18 protein-coding genes are annotated in these 19,867 nt (G+C 52.7%); 8 read left to right on the top strand and 10 right to left on the bottom strand.

Annotation, left to right across the window (positions count from 1 at the left end; translation table 11 throughout):
• Positions 1 to 47: 47 nt before the first annotated feature.
• The gene (gene thrC, locus B9Y58_RS01540) at positions 48 to 1,388 is read left to right on the top strand and encodes a threonine synthase (RefSeq protein ID WP_073053682.1); all 1,341 of its coding nucleotides are present in this window, start codon (positions 48 to 50) and stop codon (positions 1,386 to 1,388) included.
• Between the two features lie 71 nt (positions 1,389 to 1,459).
• Here thrC and B9Y58_RS01535 read toward each other — a convergent pair whose 3' ends face one another.
• Positions 1,460 to 1,639, bottom strand: coding sequence for a hypothetical protein (locus B9Y58_RS01535; RefSeq protein WP_073053680.1), 180 nt, complete (start codon positions 1,637 to 1,639; stop codon positions 1,460 to 1,462).
• Positions 1,640 to 1,808: 169 nt separating this feature from the next.
• Here B9Y58_RS01535 and sufB point away from each other — a divergent pair, with 169 nt between their 5' ends.
• Positions 1,809 to 3,224: a Fe-S cluster assembly protein SufB gene (gene sufB, locus B9Y58_RS01530; protein WP_073053678.1), complete on the top strand. Its 1,416-nt coding sequence runs from the start codon at positions 1,809 to 1,811 to the stop codon at positions 3,222 to 3,224.
• 7 nt (positions 3,225 to 3,231) lie between these two features.
• Here sufB and B9Y58_RS01525 read toward each other — a convergent pair whose 3' ends face one another.
• Positions 3,232 to 3,777, bottom strand: a complete 546-nt coding sequence (locus tag B9Y58_RS01525; protein WP_073053676.1) for a DJ-1 family glyoxalase III — start codon at positions 3,775 to 3,777, stop codon at positions 3,232 to 3,234.
• Positions 3,778 to 3,915: 138 nt separating this feature from the next.
• Here B9Y58_RS01525 and B9Y58_RS01520 point away from each other — a divergent pair, with 138 nt between their 5' ends.
• Together B9Y58_RS01520 and thrH are read left to right on the top strand one after the other, a co-directional pair.
• Entirely contained in the window at positions 3,916 to 4,794 is an 879-nt protein-coding gene (locus tag B9Y58_RS01520) for an Hsp33 family molecular chaperone HslO (protein ID WP_073053675.1), read from the top strand.
• 4 nt (positions 4,795 to 4,798) lie between these two features.
• Positions 4,799 to 5,416: a bifunctional phosphoserine phosphatase/homoserine phosphotransferase ThrH gene (thrH, locus tag B9Y58_RS01515; RefSeq protein WP_073053673.1), complete on the top strand. Its 618-nt coding sequence runs from the start codon at positions 4,799 to 4,801 to the stop codon at positions 5,414 to 5,416.
• Between the two features lie 437 nt (positions 5,417 to 5,853).
• Here the strand turns inward: thrH and B9Y58_RS01510 are convergent, their stop codons facing one another.
• The 8 genes from B9Y58_RS01510 to B9Y58_RS01475 all read right to left on the bottom strand — a co-directional run bounded on the left by B9Y58_RS01510 (position 5,854) and on the right by B9Y58_RS01475 (position 16,263).
• The gene (locus B9Y58_RS01510; RefSeq protein WP_143154620.1) at positions 5,854 to 6,504 is read right to left on the bottom strand and encodes a fibrobacter succinogenes major paralogous domain-containing protein; all 651 of its coding nucleotides are present in this window, start codon (positions 6,502 to 6,504) and stop codon (positions 5,854 to 5,856) included.
• Positions 6,505 to 6,649: 145 nt separating this feature from the next.
• Positions 6,650 to 7,393 (bottom strand): tryptophan synthase subunit alpha, encoded by a 744-nt coding sequence (gene trpA / locus B9Y58_RS01505; protein ID WP_233247796.1) that lies wholly within the window; start codon positions 7,391 to 7,393, stop codon positions 6,650 to 6,652.
• 122 nt (positions 7,394 to 7,515) lie between these two features.
• Complete coding sequence (gene trpB, locus B9Y58_RS01500) at positions 7,516 to 8,841, bottom strand: tryptophan synthase subunit beta (protein ID WP_083532166.1); 1,326 nt, start codon at positions 8,839 to 8,841, stop codon at positions 7,516 to 7,518.
• Between the two features lie 462 nt (positions 8,842 to 9,303).
• The gene (locus B9Y58_RS01495) at positions 9,304 to 10,866 is read right to left on the bottom strand and encodes a bifunctional indole-3-glycerol phosphate synthase/phosphoribosylanthranilate isomerase (RefSeq protein ID WP_073053667.1); all 1,563 of its coding nucleotides are present in this window, start codon (positions 10,864 to 10,866) and stop codon (positions 9,304 to 9,306) included.
• Complete coding sequence (locus B9Y58_RS01490; protein WP_073053664.1) at positions 10,863 to 12,056, bottom strand: SLC5/6 family protein; 1,194 nt, start codon at positions 12,054 to 12,056, stop codon at positions 10,863 to 10,865. The genes B9Y58_RS01495 and B9Y58_RS01490 overlap by 4 nt, the downstream gene beginning before the upstream one ends.
• Positions 12,057 to 12,166: 110 nt before the next feature.
• Entirely contained in the window at positions 12,167 to 13,093 is a 927-nt protein-coding gene (locus B9Y58_RS01485; protein ID WP_073053662.1) for a LysR family transcriptional regulator, read from the bottom strand.
• Between the two features lie 124 nt (positions 13,094 to 13,217).
• Positions 13,218 to 14,813 carry a bifunctional anthranilate synthase component II/anthranilate phosphoribosyltransferase gene (locus B9Y58_RS01480; protein ID WP_073053660.1) on the bottom strand — a complete coding sequence of 532 codons (1,596 nt, stop codon included), beginning with the start codon at positions 14,811 to 14,813 and terminating at the stop codon, positions 13,218 to 13,220.
• Position 14,814: 1 nt separating this feature from the next.
• On the bottom strand, positions 14,815 to 16,263 hold the full coding sequence (locus B9Y58_RS01475; RefSeq protein WP_073053658.1) for an anthranilate synthase component I family protein: 1,449 nt from the start codon (positions 16,261 to 16,263) through the stop codon (positions 14,815 to 14,817).
• 416 nt (positions 16,264 to 16,679) lie between these two features.
• On the opposite strand from B9Y58_RS01475, the gene B9Y58_RS01470 reads away from it, so the two are divergent.
• Genes B9Y58_RS01470 through B9Y58_RS01455 form a run of 4 tightly spaced genes read left to right on the top strand, consistent with a single transcriptional unit; the run spans position 16,680 to position 19,622 of the window.
• Positions 16,680 to 17,348 (top strand): hypothetical protein, encoded by a 669-nt coding sequence (locus B9Y58_RS01470; protein WP_073053656.1) that lies wholly within the window; start codon positions 16,680 to 16,682, stop codon positions 17,346 to 17,348.
• Between the two features lie 33 nt (positions 17,349 to 17,381).
• Positions 17,382 to 18,107 (top strand): hypothetical protein, encoded by a 726-nt coding sequence (locus tag B9Y58_RS01465; protein ID WP_073053654.1) that lies wholly within the window; start codon positions 17,382 to 17,384, stop codon positions 18,105 to 18,107.
• Positions 18,108 to 18,132: 25 nt separating this feature from the next.
• Positions 18,133 to 18,504 (top strand): hypothetical protein, encoded by a 372-nt coding sequence (locus B9Y58_RS01460; protein WP_073053651.1) that lies wholly within the window; start codon positions 18,133 to 18,135, stop codon positions 18,502 to 18,504.
• A 41-nt stretch (positions 18,505 to 18,545) separates the two neighbouring features.
• On the top strand, positions 18,546 to 19,622 hold the full coding sequence (locus B9Y58_RS01455; protein WP_073053649.1) for a TIGR04133 family radical SAM/SPASM protein: 1,077 nt from the start codon (positions 18,546 to 18,548) through the stop codon (positions 19,620 to 19,622).
• Positions 19,623 to 19,867 lie beyond the last annotated feature (245 nt).

Here is a 19,867-nt window from a genome sequence, read left to right as displayed (position 1 = left end):
AGCCATAAGTTTTACTATATTTACCCCCGAAAAAACTAGAGGATATTATGGCTCAATTCAATGCCCATTTTAGGAACATCAACGGGGACGACACCTACCCGCTGACCGACGTCATTTACCGCAGCAAGGTGGACGGAAGCCTGCTCGAAGTCGAACACGACCGTAAGGCTCTTGCCGAACGCAGCCCGGAAGAATGGAAGAAGCTTTTTGCCGAACGCCGTATGAGCTTTGAACCTGCCGACATGAGCGGCATCTGGAGCAAGCGCGAAATGGTGCTCCCCGACATGCCCCTCGAAGACATCGTCACGATGCGCGAAGGCTGGAGCCCGCTCTTTGACGCAGCCCCGCTCGCCAAGGAAATGGGCATCAAGAGCCTCAAGGTAAAACTTTGCGGCAACTCCCACACGGGTTCTTTCAAAGACCTCGGCATGACGGTTCTCGTGAGCCAGGTGAACCACATTATCAAGAAGGGTATTCACGAAATCGACGCCGTGGCCTGCGCCTCTACCGGTGACACCTCAGCAGCCCTCAGCGCCTACTGCGCGAAGGCAGGCATTCCGAGCATCGTATTCCTCCCCGCCGGCAAGACAAGCGTTGCCCAGCTGATCCAGCCGATTTCTAACGGCAGCATCGTCTTGGCCCTCGACACCGACTTTGACGGTTGCATGAAGATCGTGCAGCAGGTGACTGCCGACAACCGCATCTACCTCGCCAACTCCATGAACAGCCTCCGCGTGGAAGGCCAGAAGACGATTTCTCCGGAAATCTGCCAGGAAATGGGCTGGAAGGTGCCTGACACCGTGATTATCCCGGGCGGAAACCTCGGCAACGTGAGCGCCCTCGCCAAGGGTTTCGAAGACTGCAAGGCCATGGGCCTCATCGACCGAATCCCGCGCATCATCGTCGCGCAGGCCGAAAACGCCAACCCGTTCTACCAGGCTTACGAACGCGGCTTCGACAAGCTCGTCCCGATGCAGGCGAAGAAGACGCTTGCAAGCGCCATCCAGATCGGTAACCCGGTCAGCTATCCGAAGGCCGTCCGCGCCATCCAGAAGACCAACGGCATGGTCGTGAGCGTCACCGAAGAAGAACTGGCGAACGCCGCCCACCGCGGCGACCGCATCGGTCTTTACTGCTGCCCGCACACGGGTGTCGCCCTCGGCGCCCTCGAAAAGCTCGTTGCAGCAGGCAAGATCGACAAGGAAGAAAACGTGGTCGTCATCAGCACGGCACACGGCCTCAAATTCACCGAATTCAAGGTCGGCTACCACGAGAAGAAGCTCGAAAATATCTGTTCCAAGTTCGCGAACCCCGTGTTCAAGGCCCCGGCAGACCTCGGCGCCGTCATGGACATCCTCAAAAAAGAGATGGCTGAAAGACGTCGCTAATGCGACAAATCGTCATTCCGGCCACCGCCGGAATCTAGAAAAGCTCCGCTGCAAACGCGGAGCTTTCTTTTTTATGAATTTTGAGCGGAATCCAGGCGTTCCCCGATAACCAAGCTCAAATAGGCAATTGCAGCCGACACCGATGCGACAACACTGCCGGAACCGTAGAACATGACTCCAAACACAGCCGGGGCAAGCATCAGAAGCGTGGAAAACAAGATGTTGTTATTTGCAATGCTAAAGCGATTCATAATTTACCTCTCTTTTACGCTCCTAAAATTAGGTTTTAATCAATGACAAAAACTGTCATTTTTTAGAAAAATTGAAATCATGTAAATACAAAGCTATACACACGACTTAGAATGGACGAAAGGGGCTTATTTTTCTATATTTGCACCGAAATTTGAAAACGAGCATAATATGAGCGAAAATTATAAATACGGATTTGTCACGGATATCGAAAACGAGGCCTTCGAGAAGGGCCTGAACGAAGATGTCATCCGAAGAGCCTCCAAGCTCCGCGGCGAACCGCAGTTCATGCTCGATTTCCGACTGAAAGCGTATGAAAAACTCCAGACCATGAAGCAGCCGAACTGGGGCGAATTGAACTTTGCGCCGGTTGATCTGCAGGACATAGTCTATTACTCCGCCCCGAAGACCAAGAAGAGCCACGAAAAGATTGAAGACGTGGACCCGGAGTTGCTCGCCACCTTCGAAAAGCTCGGCATTCCGCTCGACGAACAGAAGCGTCTGGCGAACGTAGCCGTGGACGCTGTCTTTGACTCGGTGAGCATCTACACCAGCCATAAGCGCAAGCTCATGGAAATGGGCATTCTGTTCTGCTCCATCAGCGACGCCATCAAGGAATACCCCGAACTCATCGAGGAATACCTGGGAAGCGTGGTGCCCGCAGGCGACAACTATTTTGCGGCTTTGAACAGCGCGGTATTCGGCGACGGAAGTTTCGTCTATATTCCGCCCGGAGTCAAGTGCCCCATGGACCTTTCCACCTACTTCCGTATCAACAACAAGGAAGCTGGCCAGTTCGAACGCACCTTGATTATCGCTGATGAAGGAGCGAGCGTGAGCTACCTGGAAGGCTGCACCGCGCCGGAATACAGCAGCAAGCAGTTGCACAGCGCCATCGTAGAACTTGTAGCGAAGGACAACGCAAGCATCAAGTATTCAACCGTGCAGAACTGGTACGCGGGCGACCGCGAGACGGGCGCTGGCGGCGTGTACAACTTCGTCACCAAGCGCGGAAAGTGCGCCGGCAAGAACAGCCGCATCAGCTGGACGCAGGTTGAAACCGGCTCCGCCATCACGTGGAAGTATCCGAGCTGCGTGCTTCTGGGCGACAACTCCGTCGGAGAATTCTACAGCGTTGCCCTCACCAACGGGCACATGCAGGCCGACACCGGCACCAAGATGATCCACATCGGCAAGAACACCAAGAGCACTATCATTTCGAAGGGCATCAGCGCCGACTACTCCAGCAACGCCTACCGCGGCGAAGTGAGCATCCGCAAGTCGGCCGCGGGAGCCCGCAACTACACCCAGTGCGACAGCATGCTCGTGGGTGACAAGAGTGCCGCACACACGTTCCCCTACATCACTGTCGCAAACGCGAGTTCCACCACCGAACACGAGGCGACCACCAGCCGCATCAGCGAAGACCAGCTCTTCTATTTCGAAAGCCGCGGCATCAAGCGCGAAGACGCCATACAGGCGATGGTGGGCGGTTTCTGCAAAGACGTGTTCAAGGAGCTCCCGGGCGAATTCGCCACGGAAGCCCGTCAGTTACTGACACTCAAGCTCGAACATTCTGTAGGTTAGCGGCAATCTATCGAGCCACGACCTGCTTGCGGATTTTTTCCGTAAGTTCGCGGCCGCCAAGCTGCGCAATGCATTCAAAAGCAAATTCTTCGGCAGAGCCTGCGCCACGGCTCGTGACGATGTTCCCGTCTACGACCACGCGGTCTTCGACGAACTTTTTACAGACAAGTTCACTTTCGCAGCCCGGGAAACAAGTCGCAGTCTTATCGGCAAGGATTCCCGCCTTGCTGAGCACCAGCGGAGCCGCGCAAATCGCAAAAATCCACTTGCCTTTGTCGTTGAATTCGTGAATAACTTTTTCCACTTCGGCAGAGGCCTTCAGATTCTTGACGCCAATGCCGCCACCGGGCAAAAGAATGCCGTCAAAAGCGGCTGTATCGGCACCCGAAAGAGCAAAGTCCGTCTGAATTCTAAGGCCGCGCAACCCAATCACCTCGGCCTTGCCGGAAACGCTTGCAAGAGCGACCTCAAAACCCGCCCGCTGCAAATAATCAAACGGAGTCACAAACTCGGTTTCTTCGAAACCATCAGCCAACAAAAATAAAATCTGCATTGTTTACCTCTTTTTTTAAAAGAAATTTAAATAAAATTTTTAAGAATCACGTCCCAAGCTAAAGTTTTACGGTTTATTCAGATTTAATACTGTCTACCGTCTACCGCCTACTGCCTACTATTTTTCTATCTTTGGGCCATGAATTTCAAGGACCGCATTATCCGCGCTACGGGCAAGAAGACGCCCTTCCGCCTGATTGTCGTCGACTTGACCGCGACGATGAACGAAATCGGCAAAAAGCATAACGCACAGGGTTTCGCCCTCAAGCTCTTGGCCGAAAACTCCATCGCAAGCATTTTCTTGAGCGCCTCGCTCAAGTTCCCGGGCACCGTGAGCTTTACCACCCGTTTTTCGGGCGAAATCACGCTGGTGCAGTCGGACTCCACGCCGCAGGGCCTGGTGCGCGCCATGATTCCGCAGCCGGAACTTCAGGCTGTTGGCGGTAACGAACCCGCTCTCATTCCGCAAAGCGTGCGCGTCATCAAGCTAAACGAACAGGGCAAGCGCGTCCACGAAAGCATTATCGAGGCTCCCGCCGTATCCATGGGCCAGAACCTCGCCACCTACCTTTTGCAGTCCGAACAGATCCGCTCGGCCGTAGGCATCGAAGCTGCCTTCAACAAAGAAGACCCGAGCAAGCTCGACTACGCCGCCGGATTCTACATCGAAGCCTTCCCCGACCTCGAAGACAAGGACATCAACCTGATCGAAGTCATTATCCAGAACTTGCCGAAGTTCTGCGACATGAACACGCCCGAAGGCTTTGACCTGGACGAGCTCCTGGACCAGCTGCGCGGCCCCTACGAAATCGATATCGTAAAAGAAATCGACCCGAAGGCCTACTGCCCCTGCAGCCGCGAACGCACCGTGGCAACGCTTGCAACGCTCCCGCTCAAGGACTTGCAGGACCTCGAAAAAGAAGGCAAGGACCTCGAAGTGATTTGCGACTTCTGCCGCACCCCGTACCAGATTACGATTGCGGATTTGCGCTCCATCATCAACGAACGAAAGAAATAGCCCTATGTTTACCAAGCAATGTGTCGTTACCCTGGACCTTGAAGGTGTCCTCGCCCCTGAAATTTGGATCGCCGTCGCCGAGAAAACCGGCATCAAGGACCTGCGCCTGACTACGCGCGACATTCCCGACTACGACGTGCTCATGAAGGGCCGCATCAAGATTCTCGAACGCGAAAACATCAAGCTTTCGGACATCCAGAACGTGATCGCAAACCTCGGACTTCTCGACGGTGCCCGCGACTTTATGGACAAACTCCGCGACGAAGCCCAGGTGATTATTCTTTCGGACACGTTCCAGGAATTCGCCTACCCCATCATGAAGAATCTCGGATTCCCGACGATCTTCTGCCACAACCTGGAAGTCGAAAACGACATGATCAAGGGTTACCACCTGCGCCTCACCGACCAGAAGACAAAAGTCGTGAAGCACCTGCAAGACCTCAACTTCAAGGTGTTCGCCAGCGGCGATTCCTTCAACGACACGGGCATGCTCAAGCAGGCCGACAAGGGCTGCTTCTTCTGCGCGCCGGATTCCATCGTGGCCCAGTTCCCGCAACTTGAATCCACCAAGACCTACGCCGAACTTCTGGAAAAGTTCCACCAGTTCCAGGCAACGCTGTAGATTTAGACGAAAGAACGCCGCTCCGCGGCTACAGACGAAAGACGAAAGGAATGTCATCCTGAGCGAAGTGAAACGGAGTCGAAGGATCTAAAAAAGGGGGAAGCCCCCCTGGTGCGCACTCCGTTGCTCTACACATCCACGCCTAATGGCGGACAGCACTAAGCAACTTGTTGCTTAGTGCGCATGGCCACCAAAGTGGGGCTCCGCCCCCTAAAACCCCTGTAGCGAAAGTAGCATCTATGCGGGCTTGACAATGACCAAGCACAAACAGTTTCTGCAAAACGTACGCAGCATCACTTTCATTGGCAAACGTATTCTTTTTTTTACATTAGGCTGCAAAAATTACAAAGAGCGGTATGAATTTTATTTAAGAGGAACGGATGACACCAAGGGACGGAAGCACCAGAAAATCGTTCCCTACAGGGTATTTTTCTAACTCAATTCTTCACGCAACGGACACTGACACCGGCGTCCTTGTAGTTTTCAAACAATGTTGCGGCGTCGTTTTCGTAACGCAAAACCAAGGTAATCGACTCGTCGTCATCGACCTCGGTGGCGCTCCAGAAAAAGGCTCCCGAATTGACGAATGACTGATGTGTCTTGCCCTTTTGCGGGAGGCGCACGCCGCCCGGCAATGCGGTAAAGCCGTAATCGTCGGTGCCATCTTTGTAACGCCCCTTATCGCTCCAGGTAGTCGTGGCCTTGAGAATCTTCCCTGCCGTGGCAGAGTCTCCGACAAATTCAATCAAAGTATTCCATTCCGCCTGGCTTGGCAAGCGCCAGCCGACGGGGCACGCGGTCTTCGCTTCGTCCCATGAATAAAGGCAGCCGTACAAGGTAAGGTATTCCATTTCTCCGCAGATGCTGTTGGCAGTTTCATAATCAAGGTTTTCGGCCATCCAGACTTGATTGCCGATTTTCACGGTCTTGTAAGCCTTGCCATCTCGTAAATCTTTAACCGTATTCGATACGGGATTATATTCGCTAGCAGCCTCATTACCAGAACCGCCGATAACTCCGGTAGAAGACCTGTCACCACTACAGGCAACAAGAAAAGCCAAAACAGTCAATGCACAAATTTTTTTCATATCGGCACAAAAGTAGTTTTTCACGACCTAGCTCACATAATAAACGATAAAATGCACCCGTTTTCGGGCGCATGTTTTTTATTTAGAACAAACAAAAAGCCGATGGAGACAATCCACCGGCTTTCTCTCTCAGAGAAAATAGATTTTAATTTCCTGCAATTTCCTTGGCCTTCGCCTCGATTTCGGCGATGGCTTTTTTGCGGCCTTCGGCAGAGTCTTCGTTAGAGAGTACGATGTTCACGAACACGGAGCCCGCCACCACGGCATACACATGCTTGCTAAGCACCTTGGACTGTTCACCGTTACGGATACCGAAGCCGCCGAGAACCTTCGCGCCACCCTTACCGACCGTGTCGATAAAGTCGAGCGTTGCCTGGTCAATGGTAGTTTCGCTACCGGTCGTACCCGCGCGGAGTGCTGCGTAAATATACTTAAAGCCCTTGGAAGCCATCGTTTCGAGGCGTTCCTTGGTCATGGAAGGTGCCGCGACCGGGATGTTTTCGAGACCGTGCTTCTTGCAAGCTTCAGTCAGGCCTTCGTCGCCGTCGAACGGCAAGTCCGGAATGATGCAAGCGGATACGCCCGCGTCCTTGCACATCTTGACAAAGTTCTCGACACCCGGCGTAAAGGCGAGGGAGCCGTAAGTCATGATGTAGATCGGCGTTTCGGGGTGGCGTTCGTGAATTTTTCTAACGATTTCAAGCCCCTGCTTGGTCGAATAACCCTTGTCAAGAGCAATGGACGATGCCGTCTGGATGGCGGGACCGTCGGCGCTCGGATCGCTGAAGGCAAGCTGGATTTCAAGGATGTTCGCGCCACCCTTCACAAGAGCGTCGGCGATGGCGATAGAAGTTTCTGCGTCCGGGAACCCGGCAATGAGATGAGACATTAAGTTCATAATTAATTCTCGCGGCTTTGCCGCTGTTAAAAGGTTTTAGTAGGAAGTAGGAAGTTAGAAGTAGGAAGTGGAATACGGGACATCACTGTCTACTGTCTACTTCCTACTGTCTACTACTTATTCATTATCTCCGCGTCGTGGATGTCTTCGTTATTTTCGAGGCGCTTGAGTTCGGCCTTCAGGAATTCCTTCCACTTTTCGGGGCGGAACACGGGGCTCGTGATAAAGATGTCCTTGTCGCCGCGGCCACTCATGTTAATGACGAGCGCCTTGTCCTTCGGAAGTTCCTTCGCAATCTTCATGGCGGCGGCGCCAGCGTGAGCACTTTCGAGCGCGAACAGAATGCCTTCGTTACGGGCAAAGAACTTGACCGCTTCCAGGGCTTCCTTGTCGAGGATTGCCGTGAATTCCACGCGGCCCGATTCGCCGAGGGCGGCAAGCTGCGGGCCGATTCCCATGTAGTCAAGCCCCGCCGAGATGGAACGAGTCGGCAGCGACTGACCGTCTTCATCGATGAGGAAACGGCTCTTGTAACCCTGCAGAATGCCTTCGCGGCTGGCATTACCCGTCATGCGGGCGGCATTTTCACCCTTGTTCGGACCGATGCCACCGGCTTCGGCACCAATCAGGCGCACATTCTTGTCTTCGATAAACGGAGTGAACACGCCGATAGAATTGCTACCGCCACCCACGCAAGCGACAACGGCCGCAATGTCGATGTTGCGTTCTGCGGCCTGGCGCTTGACTTCTTCACCGATAATCGACTGGAAGGTACGAACAATATCCGGGAACGGAGCCGGACCGAGAGCAGAACCCAGCACATAGTGCGTGTTCTTGAAATTCGTGGCCCAGTCGCGCATGGCTTCGTTCACGGCATCCTTCAGGGTGCGGGCACCACTCGTGACCGGCACGACCTTGGCACCGTACATTTCCATAGTCGCCACATTCGGCTGCTGACGGCGCACGTCCACCTCGCCCATGTACACCACACATTCGAGTCCAAGTTTTGCGCAAGCGGCGGCAGTAGCAAGACCGTGCTGACCGGCACCAGTCTCTGCAATGATGCGGGTCTTACCCATCTTCTTAGCGAGCAGGCACTGACCGATGGCATTGTTAATCTTGTGGGCACCGGTGTTGGCAAGGCCTTCAAGCTTGATGTAAATCTGAGCGCCACCCAGAAGTTCCGTTGCGGTCGGAGCGTAATACAGCGGAGTCTCGCGCCCGATGTAATCACGCTGAATAATGCGGAGCTCTTCGAGGAATTCCGGATCGTGAATGTACTTGTTGAATGCCGCTTCGAGGTCGTCGAGCGGGCGGCGGATGATTTCGGCAACGTACTTGCCGCCGAACTTGTCAAAGAAACCGTTGTCAGAGGTTATGAGGTGTGAGGTCGCGCCTACGGCGCTTTGAGGTGTGGGGGTTATAGTTGCGTGAGTCATTTTGAGCGGAGAGGTTGGGGTTAAAATCTTTGTTGAGGGTAAAAAATTAAAGGCCTTCGGGAGTCCGAAAGCCTTTTACAAACACTTGATGAAATCAGCAAAACGGACTCTATTTAGTAGAGCCCCACCACCAACGGTTGAAACGGATTGCTGAATTCATCTTCATGTGCGCTAATTTAGGAATGTCTCTTTAATGTGGCAAGGGGTACAGCATAAAAAAAGTGAAGACTCTCGATGATCGAGAGTCTTCCGTTAAACACTTGATGAAATGGCAATGCCTAAATCCCTTCTTTGAGAACCTCGTCGATAGCGGCGCTAGCGTCAAAGCGGATTGCCAATTTCATCTTTATGTCTTCAATATATATACTAATTCGTTGTCTGTCAATAGGTTAGCGTAAGTTTTTTGTAAAATTTCCTTCGTAATTTGTACAAAAAGGCCTAAATTCGGCTATTTGGGGCAATTTAGGAAAGAGCAGCAAACAGAGCTTTGAGTTTCTCGGCGTTTTTTATTCCCGGTGCGTCTTCGACACCGCTGGAGACATCGACGAGTTCCGGGTGGAACTTTTCGACTATCCCGCACACATTTTCGGGCGTGATGCCGCCGGCAAGCCAGAGGGGCAAATCCCCCGCTTTTTCGCGAAGCAAGTTTTCGGGAATGGTCTTACCCGTACCGCCAGGAATTCCTTCGACTTTCGCATCTAGGAGGATGCGGGGTTCGCCACTCTTACGGAGGGCGGCGACCTTGTCGAAATCGGATTCTTCGCCAACGCGGGCGGCGCCGTAATGCGGCAAGTCGCTGAATTCGGCTCCAGGAGCTACGCCGTGGAACTGCACTGCATCAAGCACGCCTTCTTTGGCAAGCTTGATGGCGGTTTTGCCTTCAACCGATTCGGAATCGGTGATAACTCCAACAAGGAGAGGGGATCCTTCGACGCGCTGCGCTTGCTCAGGATGACACAAGCGAATCTTTTCGGCAAAACTGCGCACAAATTTCTCAGTGGTCAAGCGCTTGGTCGTGCTGAATACAAAGCCGAGCATGTCTGCCCCGAGTTCTGCGGCGAGCAAGCCGTCTTCTTCGCGCGTGATGCCGCAGATTTTGACTAACGGACGATTTGTGCCATGGATTGCTTCGTCACTTCGTTCCTCGCAATGACGAGTTTGTTTCTGCTGTTTGCGCTCTGCAAACTTTTTCCAGAACTTGCCGCGGGCATTTTCGGAGCCCGATTCAAACGCATGCACCACTTCTTTAGCAAGCGGTGGGTTCTTGGCAACCGCCTCGCCCACCAGGATTCCCGTAAAGCCGAGGTTGCGCGCATAAGTCGCATCGGCCGGGCATAAAATCCCCGATTCAAAAACAGCCTTGGCCGGGAGCTTGCTACGCACCGACGCCGGCACCAGCGGGTCTGTATGGAAGGTTGCCAAATCGCGGGAATTCACGCCTGCGACAATCGTCTTGGCCGCAGATTCGCCAAGAGCTTCGGTCACGACTTTCAGCTTGCGCAAGTCGTCAGTTTCGCGGACTTCCACAAAGGCCTGCATATCAAACGATGCAGCACGCTTCGCCATGCGCACGAGCTGTTCGTCATCAAGAATGCGAGCAATCAAAAGCACTGCATCGGCACCGCAACGGTAAGCAATATCGATTTCATCTTCGAATAAAAGAAAATCTTTGCGAAGTACGGCGCAGGCATGCAAGCCCTGCTTGCGGCGGCGTTCCATCAGATTCGCCACGGCAATCAAGTCGCGCAGCGTTCCCTTGAAAAAATTCGTTTCAGTAAGCACTGAAACCGCCTGCGCATGAGCCTCGGCATAAGTCGTCGCAAGCCCTACCGGATCGAGATCCAGCGCGATATCGCCCTTCGAAGGCGATGCTCGCTTGACTTCGAGAATCGCACCCGCGTTTCCAAGAAACTCTGTATGGCCCACCTCGCGCTTTTCAGGAATTTCAATTCCAAAATTCAGGCCAAGCCGCTCGATATCCTCGCGGCGCATCCGTACGATTTTCGCTAAAATGTCTTCGCTCATGAATTTCCCTTAGGCTTCAAAGTCAAGGTTTTTGAGAAAAGATAGGAAATTACAAAAGACACGACGACAGAAAGCAGCGTGGGACCAAGGAATACCGATTCCAAATGGGCCGCATACTGGTACACCGCAAAGCCAACCAGCCAGGCGAACAGGTTTCCAATCCAAAACGCCTTGCCGACTTTGCTGTGGTCGGTGAGGTAGAACGACACCAAAAGCACAGCCGCCATCGGGGCAAACACCGAAGCTATAAGGTAAAGGAAGCTGATATAATGTTCCATAATACCCGAAATGGCAAGAACGGAACTCAGAAGGGCAACAACAACACCCGCCGTCTTGTGCTTTACCTTACCATGAATGACCTTAATCGATTCACCCGCAGAGTTTGCCGCGAGAAAATTAGTCGTAACCGTAGATGCAACCACAATGATAATCCCCGGAACGCCAAAACCGGCAAGCAAAATAGCCTGGGCAATATCGTTATTCACGCCGAGTCCAGAAATTTCAACACCCAGAATATACATCCAAAGGCTTGCAATCGTATACGCGATAGCAGATGCCGCCGTGGCCGAAAGCGGATTTTCAGCATCTTTCGTATAGTCCGAAATCACCGGCAACCAAGAAAGAGGCATGGCAATCGAAATTTCAAAAATCGTCCAGAAACCAAACAGGTGCTTTGCAGTAGAGCCTGTCGGCGTCACGTCGATTCCAAGCAACTTCACCGAGAAAGCAACAAGCAAAACCGTAAGGGCCGCAACCACGACCGTTGCCACATTCGCCGAACGCTTGAGGCCGACCTTGACCCAAATCGCAATCAGTACCGCAAGAATCACGCACGAGGCCGGGAACGATATCGGTAAATTCAGGCCGCCCAGGGCGCGGGCACCTTGGGCGTTCAGCACAGCCACCCACGCAAGCAACTGGAATGCGTTAAGGGTCGCAAAGAACTTGGAACCGTACTTTCCGAATGTGGATTCCGTGGTCTGCATGGCATTCAAGCGAACACGGGCACCGATAAGCCCCACGAAGAACAGCAAAATACCACCTAAAATATGCCCGAGCACCAAGGGTAGCCACAGGGAATCGTGAGCGGATTCTGCACCTATTTCGATACCGGCTTCAATTTCGGAAACCGAAACGGCTACACCGAACCAAACAATTCCATTCGTAAGCAAGCCATAACGCTTTTTCATGTCTATAAACTCCTGATGAATAACGCGCGCAAAATAAAAAAGCCCATGCCCTTATACAAGGTTTGGGCTCATACTGTTTTTTGATGTTTCGTTATAGTAAAAATCGATAACTACGAGCCGCAGGTTGCAAGATAACGTTGCAGTTCTTCGACATAGCGCTCGCCCACCAGACCAAGCAACATGTTGCGCTTGGCGATGTAGCCGATTTCCATGACGCGGCGGGATTCTTCGCTCTTGTCCTTGAAGGGTACGGCCAAGTAATCGGAACCGTTCAATTCTTCGCAGATAATGCCGGAACAAAGCGTGTAACCGTTCAAGCCAATCATCAAGTTCAGCATGGTAGCACGGTCGTTCGCCTTAATGGTACGTTTGTATTCATTTGTACTCAATATTTCTTCGGCAAAATAGAACGAGCTGTTGTCGCCCTGTTCAAAGGAAAGGCACGGGTATTCAGCCAGTTCGTCGAGCGTAATGAACTTGTTGTTGGCAAGCGGATGCCCCTTCCACAAGTACACATAGGCCTTACAGTCAATGAGTTTATGGAACGCGAGGTCGCGGGCATTCAGCAAGTTCATGATAACCTTGCGGTTGAAATCGCTCAAGTAAAGGATACCGATATCGCTCTTAAACGAGGCCACGTCTTCGATGACTTCTTTGGTGCGGGTTTCGCGAATGGCGAATTCGTACTTGTCCGTATCGAAAAGTTTGACTGTTTCCACAAAGCTCTTGACCGCAAAAGAATAATGCTGCGTCGAGACGCCGAATTTCTTTTTACGCTTGCCGATTTTGCCGTACTTGTCCAGCACCGTTTCGTAGTGATGGTAAAGTTCGCGGGCGTACGAAATGAATTCTTCGCCTTCGCTAGTGAGCTTGACTCCGCGGCTGGTACGATTGAAAATGAGGATGTTCAGTTCATCTTCAAGATCCTTGATGGCGGCGGTCAGCGACGGCTGCGAAATGTAAAGCTTTTCGGCGGCCTTATTGAAAGAGCCTGTTTCTGCAATGCCGATGGCATAACGTAATTGTTGTAGAGTCATGTTTTCGGCCTCCTGTTAAAAATCGTAGCTTTTTATTTTCCTAGTTGTTTAGTAGGAATAAAAATATAGTTAAAAGCTATAAGGTTGGCAAGGGGTTATAAAACCCTTTGCCAACCATACCTATTTACGAGTTCGTCGCCACCTTGACTTCCTCGATTTTCTTCAGCACGGAGCCGTCTTCCATCGCCATCATGGCCTTGTCGAAGCCTTCCTTGATGCTGGCTGCCTTCTTGCTGATGTAGAGGGCGGCACCGGCGTTCAGGGCGCAGGCGTACTTGATGCCCGGGCGGCCCTTGCCGTTCAGCACATCGAGAGCGAGGTTGAAGTTGTCGACGCCCGTACCGCCGGCGAGGTCTTCGGGATCCACGGAGGGGATGCCGAAGTCCTTCGGGTCAATGCGGTAAGTCTTGTACTCGCCATCTTCCAGGATTTCGGCGATGGTCGTCGGCACGCAGGGCGAAATTTCGTCGTAGCCGTCATCACTGATGGCGACCATCACTCGCTTCGCGCCGAGGGCCTTTGCCGCCTTGGTGAACGGTTCCAGCACGGTCGTGCTATAGACGCCGAGCATCAGGTACTTGGCTTCGGCTGGGTTCGTGAGGGGGCCGAGCAGGTTCATGATGGTCTTCACGCCGAGAACGCCGCGAACCGGGCCGGCAAAGCGCATGGCACTGTGGTAGACCGGAGCCATCAGGAATACGAAGTTCGTCTTGTTGATGACGCTTGCAGCCTTGTCCGGAGTCATGTCAAGCTTGAAGCCTGCAGCCGTATAGAAGTCGGCGGCGCCGGACTTACTGGAAACCGCGCGGTTGCCGTGCTTTGCAATTTTTGCGCCACAGCTTGCAGCAATCAGGCCGGAAAGCGAGCTCACGTTGAAACTGCCCTTGCCGTCGCCACCGGTACCCACGATGTCGGTGAGTTCGTCACCACTGTAGGGGAACTTGCGCTTCTTGCTGCTCAAAACCTTCGCGCAGCCAGCGATTTCGTCGGCAACAGGGCCCTTGCTGGAAAGTGCAGTCAGGATAGCGGCCATCTGGCGTTCGTCCATGATGCCGTCGGTCAAGTCTTCCATGAACATTTCGGCGGTTTCGCGGCTCAAGTCCTTGCCTTCGGTAAGCGTATTCAGAATTCCACGCACATCGAGCGGTTCGCGACGGTAGTTGAGGAACGCCTTGAAGAATTCGTCGGCGCGGCCGCTCGCGATAGATTCCGGGTGGAACTGCACGCCTTCAATCGGGAGCGTCTTGTGGCGGATGCCCATGATGTCGCCGTCGGTAGCGCGGGCGGTCACTTCGAAGTCCGGAGAGAGTGTCGCTTCGTCAACAACCAGGCTGTGGTAACGCGTGAAGATGTTCTTCTTGCCGATGGTGCGGAAAAGTCCCTTGCCGTCCAGGTCGATTTCTTCGGCGATGCCGTGCTTGATAAACTTGGCCTGCACAATCTTTGCGCCGAAGGCGTAACCGATGGCCTGGTGACCGAGGCAAACGCCCAAAATCGGGAGCTTGCCCGCAAAGTGCTTGATAGCTTCCACGGAGACGCCCGCATCTTCGGGGCGGCCCGGGCCCGGGCTCACGATGAGGCGGCTCGGGGAGAGCTTTTCAATGTCGGCGACGGTGCATTCGCGGCTACGGAGCACGCGGATTTCTTCGTTAGTGATCTTGGCTAGCGCCTGATAGACGTTGTAAGTAAAAGAGTCGTAGTTATCGATAATGACGATCATCTTAATTTTCTCCTTCGAGCACGGCGCGGATGGCACCCAATTTTTCATTTGTTTCTTCAAATTCGCGGTCGGCGTTGCTGGCCGCGACAATGCCACCACCGGCCTGCAGGCTGATGGTCTTGCCCTGCTTGAGGCAGCAACGGATGGCGATGCAGAAATCCAAGTCACCGTCGGATTCCATGTAACCTACCGCACCCGCATAGAAGCGACGCTTGACCTTTTCGAGGCCAGAAAGAATTTCAATCGCGCTAATTTTCGGGGCACCGCTCACCGTACCTGCCGGGAAGCTGGAGCGCAGCACTTCAATCGCCTTCTTGGTCTTGGAAACCTTGCCCTGCACGTCAGAGACCAGGTGAATCACGTGGCTGAACTTTTCGCATTCCATGTACTTGGTGGTTTCCACCGTACCGGCTTCGCAGACGCGGCCGAGATCGTTACGGGCCAGGTCCACCAGCATCAGGTGTTCGGCGCGTTCCTTCGGGTCACCCTTCAGGTTCTTCATCAGGGCTTCATCTTCGGCATCGTCCTTGCCGCGGCGACGGGTACCTGCAATCGGGTGGATCGTTGCAATGCCTTCACGTACACGCACGAGGCTTTCGGGCGAGGCACCGATAAACTGGTGCGTACCGTAATCCAGGAAGAACATGTACGGAGACGGGTTCACCGTGCGGAGCCTGCGGTAAATATCCAGCGCCGCGATGTCGCTTGCAAACTGGATGCGGCGAGAAGGCACTGCCTGCACGATGTTGCCAGCGATGATGTGCTTCTGCAAGGCTTCGACCTTTTCCACGTATTCCTTGCGGGACTGTTCCAGGTCAGTCATGGTAATGCCCTTGCCGTACTGCTGTTCGGGTGCGAGGTAGCTGAAGTCGAGGTCAGCGAGGCGGGCCTTCACCTTTTCGATGGCCGCCTTCAAGTCAATCTGGTGTTCCTCGTAGTTCAGGGCGAACAGGTGAAGTTTTTCGGTAAAGTGGTCGAACACGATGTAGATGTGACCCACCAAAAATTCCGCTTCGGGAATGTTGAGTTCGTCCACCTGCGGGGCAAGGCGGATAGTATCGCAGCGGGCGCAGAATTCGTAGCCGAGGTAGCCCACGCCCGAAGAGGGAATCGGAATCTGATTAGGCGGCACCGTATTTTCGGCAGAAATCAGCGTCAGGGCATCGAGAATATCGCCCTCGCCTTCCTTGAGGAACACACTTTCCTTGCCGTCAACAACGATGCTCACGTCCTTGTCGTTCTGGCGCAGACGGAAGCCTTCGTCCACCATCAGGGTCGAATAGCGGCTACGACCGTGGGAGAAGCTTGCGGATTCGAAGATAGCCTTCGCACCGAGCTTCTTGCCGAGCGAAAACGGGGTGTAACGTTCACCGGGCAGTGCCACGTAGATACTGTCGGTACGGGGTTCGAAGTTGGGGCTTTCAGTAATGTGCCTTATGTTCGTTGTCATTTTTAATCCTCTGGTTTAAAACTCTTTTGCCTTTTCGTTTCAGGTTTCGCAAAGGCTTAGGTCCCGGAGGATTTCAATGATTTTGGTAAAAGAGAAAGGCCTCCGTGAGTCCGGAAGCCTTTGCTTTAAAATCTTGGGTGATTTGCGACAAATACCGGGCTCTATGTCAGAGTCCGCGCCACCAACGACGGTTAAGGGTTGCTGTAGTCACAAAATTCATCATGGCACCAAAAATACCTAACAAAATCCCCCTTGGCAAGGGGTATCCCTATATTTTTCGTAAAAAAAAGAAAATATCGGTTCCAAAAAGACAAAAAACAGCCCCTGTTATCACACAATTTTGCCCCCAAGTTGCAAGGTTATAGTCATTTATATATATTCGTCTTTTAGATAAAGAAATTAAAAAGGAGAAATCCATGCTGTACAAACATTGGAGAAAAATTGCCCTTGCCTTGACTGGTTTCTTTTGGGCAAGTTGCGACAGCGATACCACCTCTGCAAACGGATCGGATGATCCCAGTTCCAGCAGCGTTGCCACACCCGAATCCAGCTCCAGCGTAGCAACCGGAAACGAAACGACATCCAGTTCTAGCGAAAAGCAGGCTCAGGTCTCAAGTTCTAGCGAAGCGACTGAAGTAAGTTCCAGCAGCTTCGAGCAGATTATGCCCGCTTATGGAGTTCCGGACGATCCCATTTTGAATTCCAGCAGCAGCGGCGACACACTAGTCGAAGCCCAACCTTTATACGGCGTTGTCATGGACAAATACATTTGCACCCAGGTAAAGGGCGAATCCACGATGACATGCGCTGACGGCGCCACCTGTACGCAAAAAACCGAAGAGCGTTGGGGTGGACTCCCCTGTAGCGACGAAATCTGCCCCGATTACGGAGTGGTACAAATTTCTGAAAACACCTACGAATGCGACGGCATTAAATACAACGAAGCTCAATTCCGCGCCCGTTACGAAAAGAGGACCGTGGTCGAAGATCCCGAGCAGGACACGACCTTCAACGGCGAAATGCAACCCGCCCTTTACGGTCCGCCCTGCGTATTCAACGGCACCTGCGACGATGCAGAGAAATAAAAATTAGTCAGAAAACTTTTGGGGAAATTGAATATGTTCTACAAACACTGGAAAAAGATTGCACTTACATTGACCGCCCTGTTTTGGGCAGGTTGCGACGACTCGGCATCTTCATCGGAAGTCGTTCTTTACGGCTGTCCCGACGATATTTGTGCGCCTGCACCCGAAAGCAGCAGCGATTCAAACACGCCAGAATCCAGTTCCTCTAAAGAGGTAACATCAAGTTCTTCCGAAGAAGTAAAATCGAGTTCCAGCATTGCCGAGGAATCGAGTTCTTCTGAACAGGAAAAGTCTAGTTCCAGCAGCGAATTCGTCGCCGGCCTTCTTTATGGTGTCGAGCCTCCCGATTCCATTGACGTCAAATGTTTCCCCACGGATTCCAGTGTATCCTATTTTTATGATGATTACAACGCAGATGTAAAAAAAATGTGGAGCGAGCAAGCGGCCAAGCGCGATGCAGCCGCAAAGATAGACTCCATCAAGACCACCCTGGTAGAAACGCCCATGTGCCTCGAAAACCTGCGCATGGAACTCGAAAGTCTCGTGGCCCTTTACGGAGCCCCGGTCACCATCCATAATGCGGTAGAAAAATGCATTGACGGCTCCATCAGGCCTAGCGAAGAATACGCCAAGTTCCTGAAGATGAAGGAAGAATGGGAGGCGAACAAGCCCGCCCTCGACGAAGAACTCCAGAAGGTCTACGAAGACAAGATGAAGGAACTCGAGGACCGGATTAACAAGTGCTTGAATGATAATTGATGATTGATAATGGATGATGTAAATTATGTTGTATAAGCATTGGAAAAAATTTCTATTAAGTCTGTTCGCTATCTTTTGGAGCGGCTGCAGTGACGATTCCTCTAGCGACAGCAAGGATCTGATTGCCTGCGAACTTGAACAGATATGCCCCGAATATGGTATTTTCTACGATTGCGAAAACGAGGAAGATGCGATTGCCGGGAACTTCGAGAATTGCACCATGTCGTATCCGGCGTGCACGGACACGTACTATTGTGAAGACGACGTTACCTGTTTCCAATCGACCGACGACGAAACGAAAACTTTCGACTGTCGCGACGAAAAGGATAAAAAGACGCTCTATAGCAAAGACGAATTCAAGTCAAAATACTACGTGGATGGACAACGCATCCATTAAATTTCACACATCACACTCCACATTTCACACCCCACATTTTTATGCAACTCTCTCTTAAGAAAAAACTCGCTCTCGAAGCTTATCGCCTTTACCGCCACAACGAAATCAAGGCGCACCCGCTTACTTACTTTTTCTGGGAATGCACGCTACGCTGCAACCTGCACTGCCTGCACTGCGGTAGCGACTGCGTGAAGGACGCCATCCCCGACATGCCTCGCGAAGATTTTATGGGCGTACTGGATAAACTCGCCCCGCACATCGACCCGAAGCATTTTATCGTGGTAATTACCGGCGGCGAACCCTTGATGCGTCAGGACCTCGAAGAATGCGGGCAAGAAATCAAGAAGCGCGGTTACCCCTGGGGAATGGTCAGCAACGGCCTTGCGATGACACCCGAACGCTACACCAAGCTGCTGAATGCCGGGCTGCGTTCGCTCACGATTAGCCTGGACGGCCTCAAGGAAAGCCACAACCATTTCCGCGGCGCCCCCACGAGTTTCGATAACGCACTCCGCGCCATCGACATGGCCGCCCACACGCAAGGTCTCACCTTCGACGTGATGACCTGCGTGAACCGCCAGAACCTCAAGGAGCTCCCGAAGATTCTCGACATCCTCCTGAAAATCGGCGTGAAGCGCTGGCGTATCGCGACGGTGTTCCCGAAGGGCCGCGCCAAAGACAATCCGCTGTTCCAGCTCACGAACCAGGAATTCCGCCAGGTATTCGACTTTATCCGCGAAGTCAAGAAACTGAACGTCATCAACGTGAACTACGGCTGCGAAGGCTTCCTCGGGAGCTACGAGAAGGATGCCCGCAACTACCCATTCTTCTGCCGAGCCGGCGTGAACGTCTCTTCCGTGCTTTGCGACGGGAGCATCTCGGCATGTCCGAGCCTGCGCGGAGATTACATACAAGGCAACATTTATAAAGACGACATCTGGGATGTATGGCAGAACCGCTACCAGGTAATGCGCGACCGCAGCTGGGCGAAAATCGGCGATTGCAAAAAATGCAAGTACTGGCGCTACTGCGAAGGTTCCAGTCTGCACCTCCGTGATGAGAAGACTAAAGAATTGGCCTATTGCCATGTAAAGCGCCTCGAAGACGCCGGCGCATAGATTTCAATATTGTTGAATAAAACCGATTCAGTCTTACAACAAAGCCGTGCCCCGCAAGTTGGGCACGGCTTTGTTCGATAGGTGAACCCATCGAAGGCTAGACTCTTGACCGCAGTTGTTCTATCCCCCAAACAACTCCCTAGGCGGTCAAGAATATATCCAAACCAATCTCTAGCCTTAGGTGTTATAACCTAGCCGCAAATTAGGTATTTAGAACCTCAAGTTAAATAGTTGAGAAAAACAAA

Source organism: Fibrobacter sp. UWB15 (assembly GCF_900177705.1).
In the GTDB taxonomy this organism is placed as follows: Bacteria; Fibrobacterota; Fibrobacteria; order Fibrobacterales; family Fibrobacteraceae; genus Fibrobacter.
The sequence above is the reverse complement of the archived record's forward strand: the minus strand, read 5'-3'. Positions and strand labels throughout refer to the sequence as shown.

Excerpts from the sequence above, each read along its gene's own strand:
- thrC (WP_073053682.1), top strand. The coding sequence starts at position 48 with ATGGCTCAATTCAATGCCCATTTTAGGAACATCAACGGGGACGACACC.
- B9Y58_RS01470 (WP_073053656.1), top strand. The coding sequence starts at position 16,680 with ATGCTGTACAAACATTGGAGAAAAATTGCCCTTGCCTTGACTGGTTTC.
- B9Y58_RS01480 (WP_073053660.1), bottom strand. The coding sequence starts at position 14,813 with ATGATCGTCATTATCGATAACTACGACTCTTTTACTTACAACGTCTAT.
- trpA (WP_233247796.1), bottom strand. The coding sequence starts at position 7,393 with ATGTCTCATCTCATTGCCGGGTTCCCGGACGCAGAAACTTCTATCGCC.
- B9Y58_RS01490 (WP_073053664.1), bottom strand. The coding sequence starts at position 12,056 with ATGAAAAAGCGTTATGGCTTGCTTACGAATGGAATTGTTTGGTTCGGT.
- sufB (WP_073053678.1), top strand. The coding sequence starts at position 1,809 with ATGAGCGAAAATTATAAATACGGATTTGTCACGGATATCGAAAACGAG.
- trpB (WP_083532166.1), bottom strand. The coding sequence starts at position 8,841 with ATGACTCACGCAACTATAACCCCCACACCTCAAAGCGCCGTAGGCGCG.
- B9Y58_RS01520 (WP_073053675.1), top strand. The coding sequence starts at position 3,916 with ATGAATTTCAAGGACCGCATTATCCGCGCTACGGGCAAGAAGACGCCC.
- B9Y58_RS01525 (WP_073053676.1), bottom strand. The coding sequence starts at position 3,777 with ATGCAGATTTTATTTTTGTTGGCTGATGGTTTCGAAGAAACCGAGTTT.
- B9Y58_RS01455 (WP_073053649.1), top strand. The coding sequence starts at position 18,546 with ATGCAACTCTCTCTTAAGAAAAAACTCGCTCTCGAAGCTTATCGCCTT.
- B9Y58_RS01465 (WP_073053654.1), top strand. The coding sequence starts at position 17,382 with ATGTTCTACAAACACTGGAAAAAGATTGCACTTACATTGACCGCCCTG.
- B9Y58_RS01475 (WP_073053658.1), bottom strand. The coding sequence starts at position 16,263 with ATGACAACGAACATAAGGCACATTACTGAAAGCCCCAACTTCGAACCC.
- B9Y58_RS01495 (WP_073053667.1), bottom strand. The coding sequence starts at position 10,866 with ATGAGCGAAGACATTTTAGCGAAAATCGTACGGATGCGCCGCGAGGAT.
- B9Y58_RS01510 (WP_143154620.1), bottom strand. The coding sequence starts at position 6,504 with ATGAAAAAAATTTGTGCATTGACTGTTTTGGCTTTTCTTGTTGCCTGT.
- thrH (WP_073053673.1), top strand. The coding sequence starts at position 4,799 with ATGTTTACCAAGCAATGTGTCGTTACCCTGGACCTTGAAGGTGTCCTC.
- B9Y58_RS01485 (WP_073053662.1), bottom strand. The coding sequence starts at position 13,093 with ATGACTCTACAACAATTACGTTATGCCATCGGCATTGCAGAAACAGGC.
- B9Y58_RS01460 (WP_073053651.1), top strand. The coding sequence starts at position 18,133 with ATGTTGTATAAGCATTGGAAAAAATTTCTATTAAGTCTGTTCGCTATC.
- B9Y58_RS01535 (WP_073053680.1), bottom strand. The coding sequence starts at position 1,639 with ATGAATCGCTTTAGCATTGCAAATAACAACATCTTGTTTTCCACGCTT.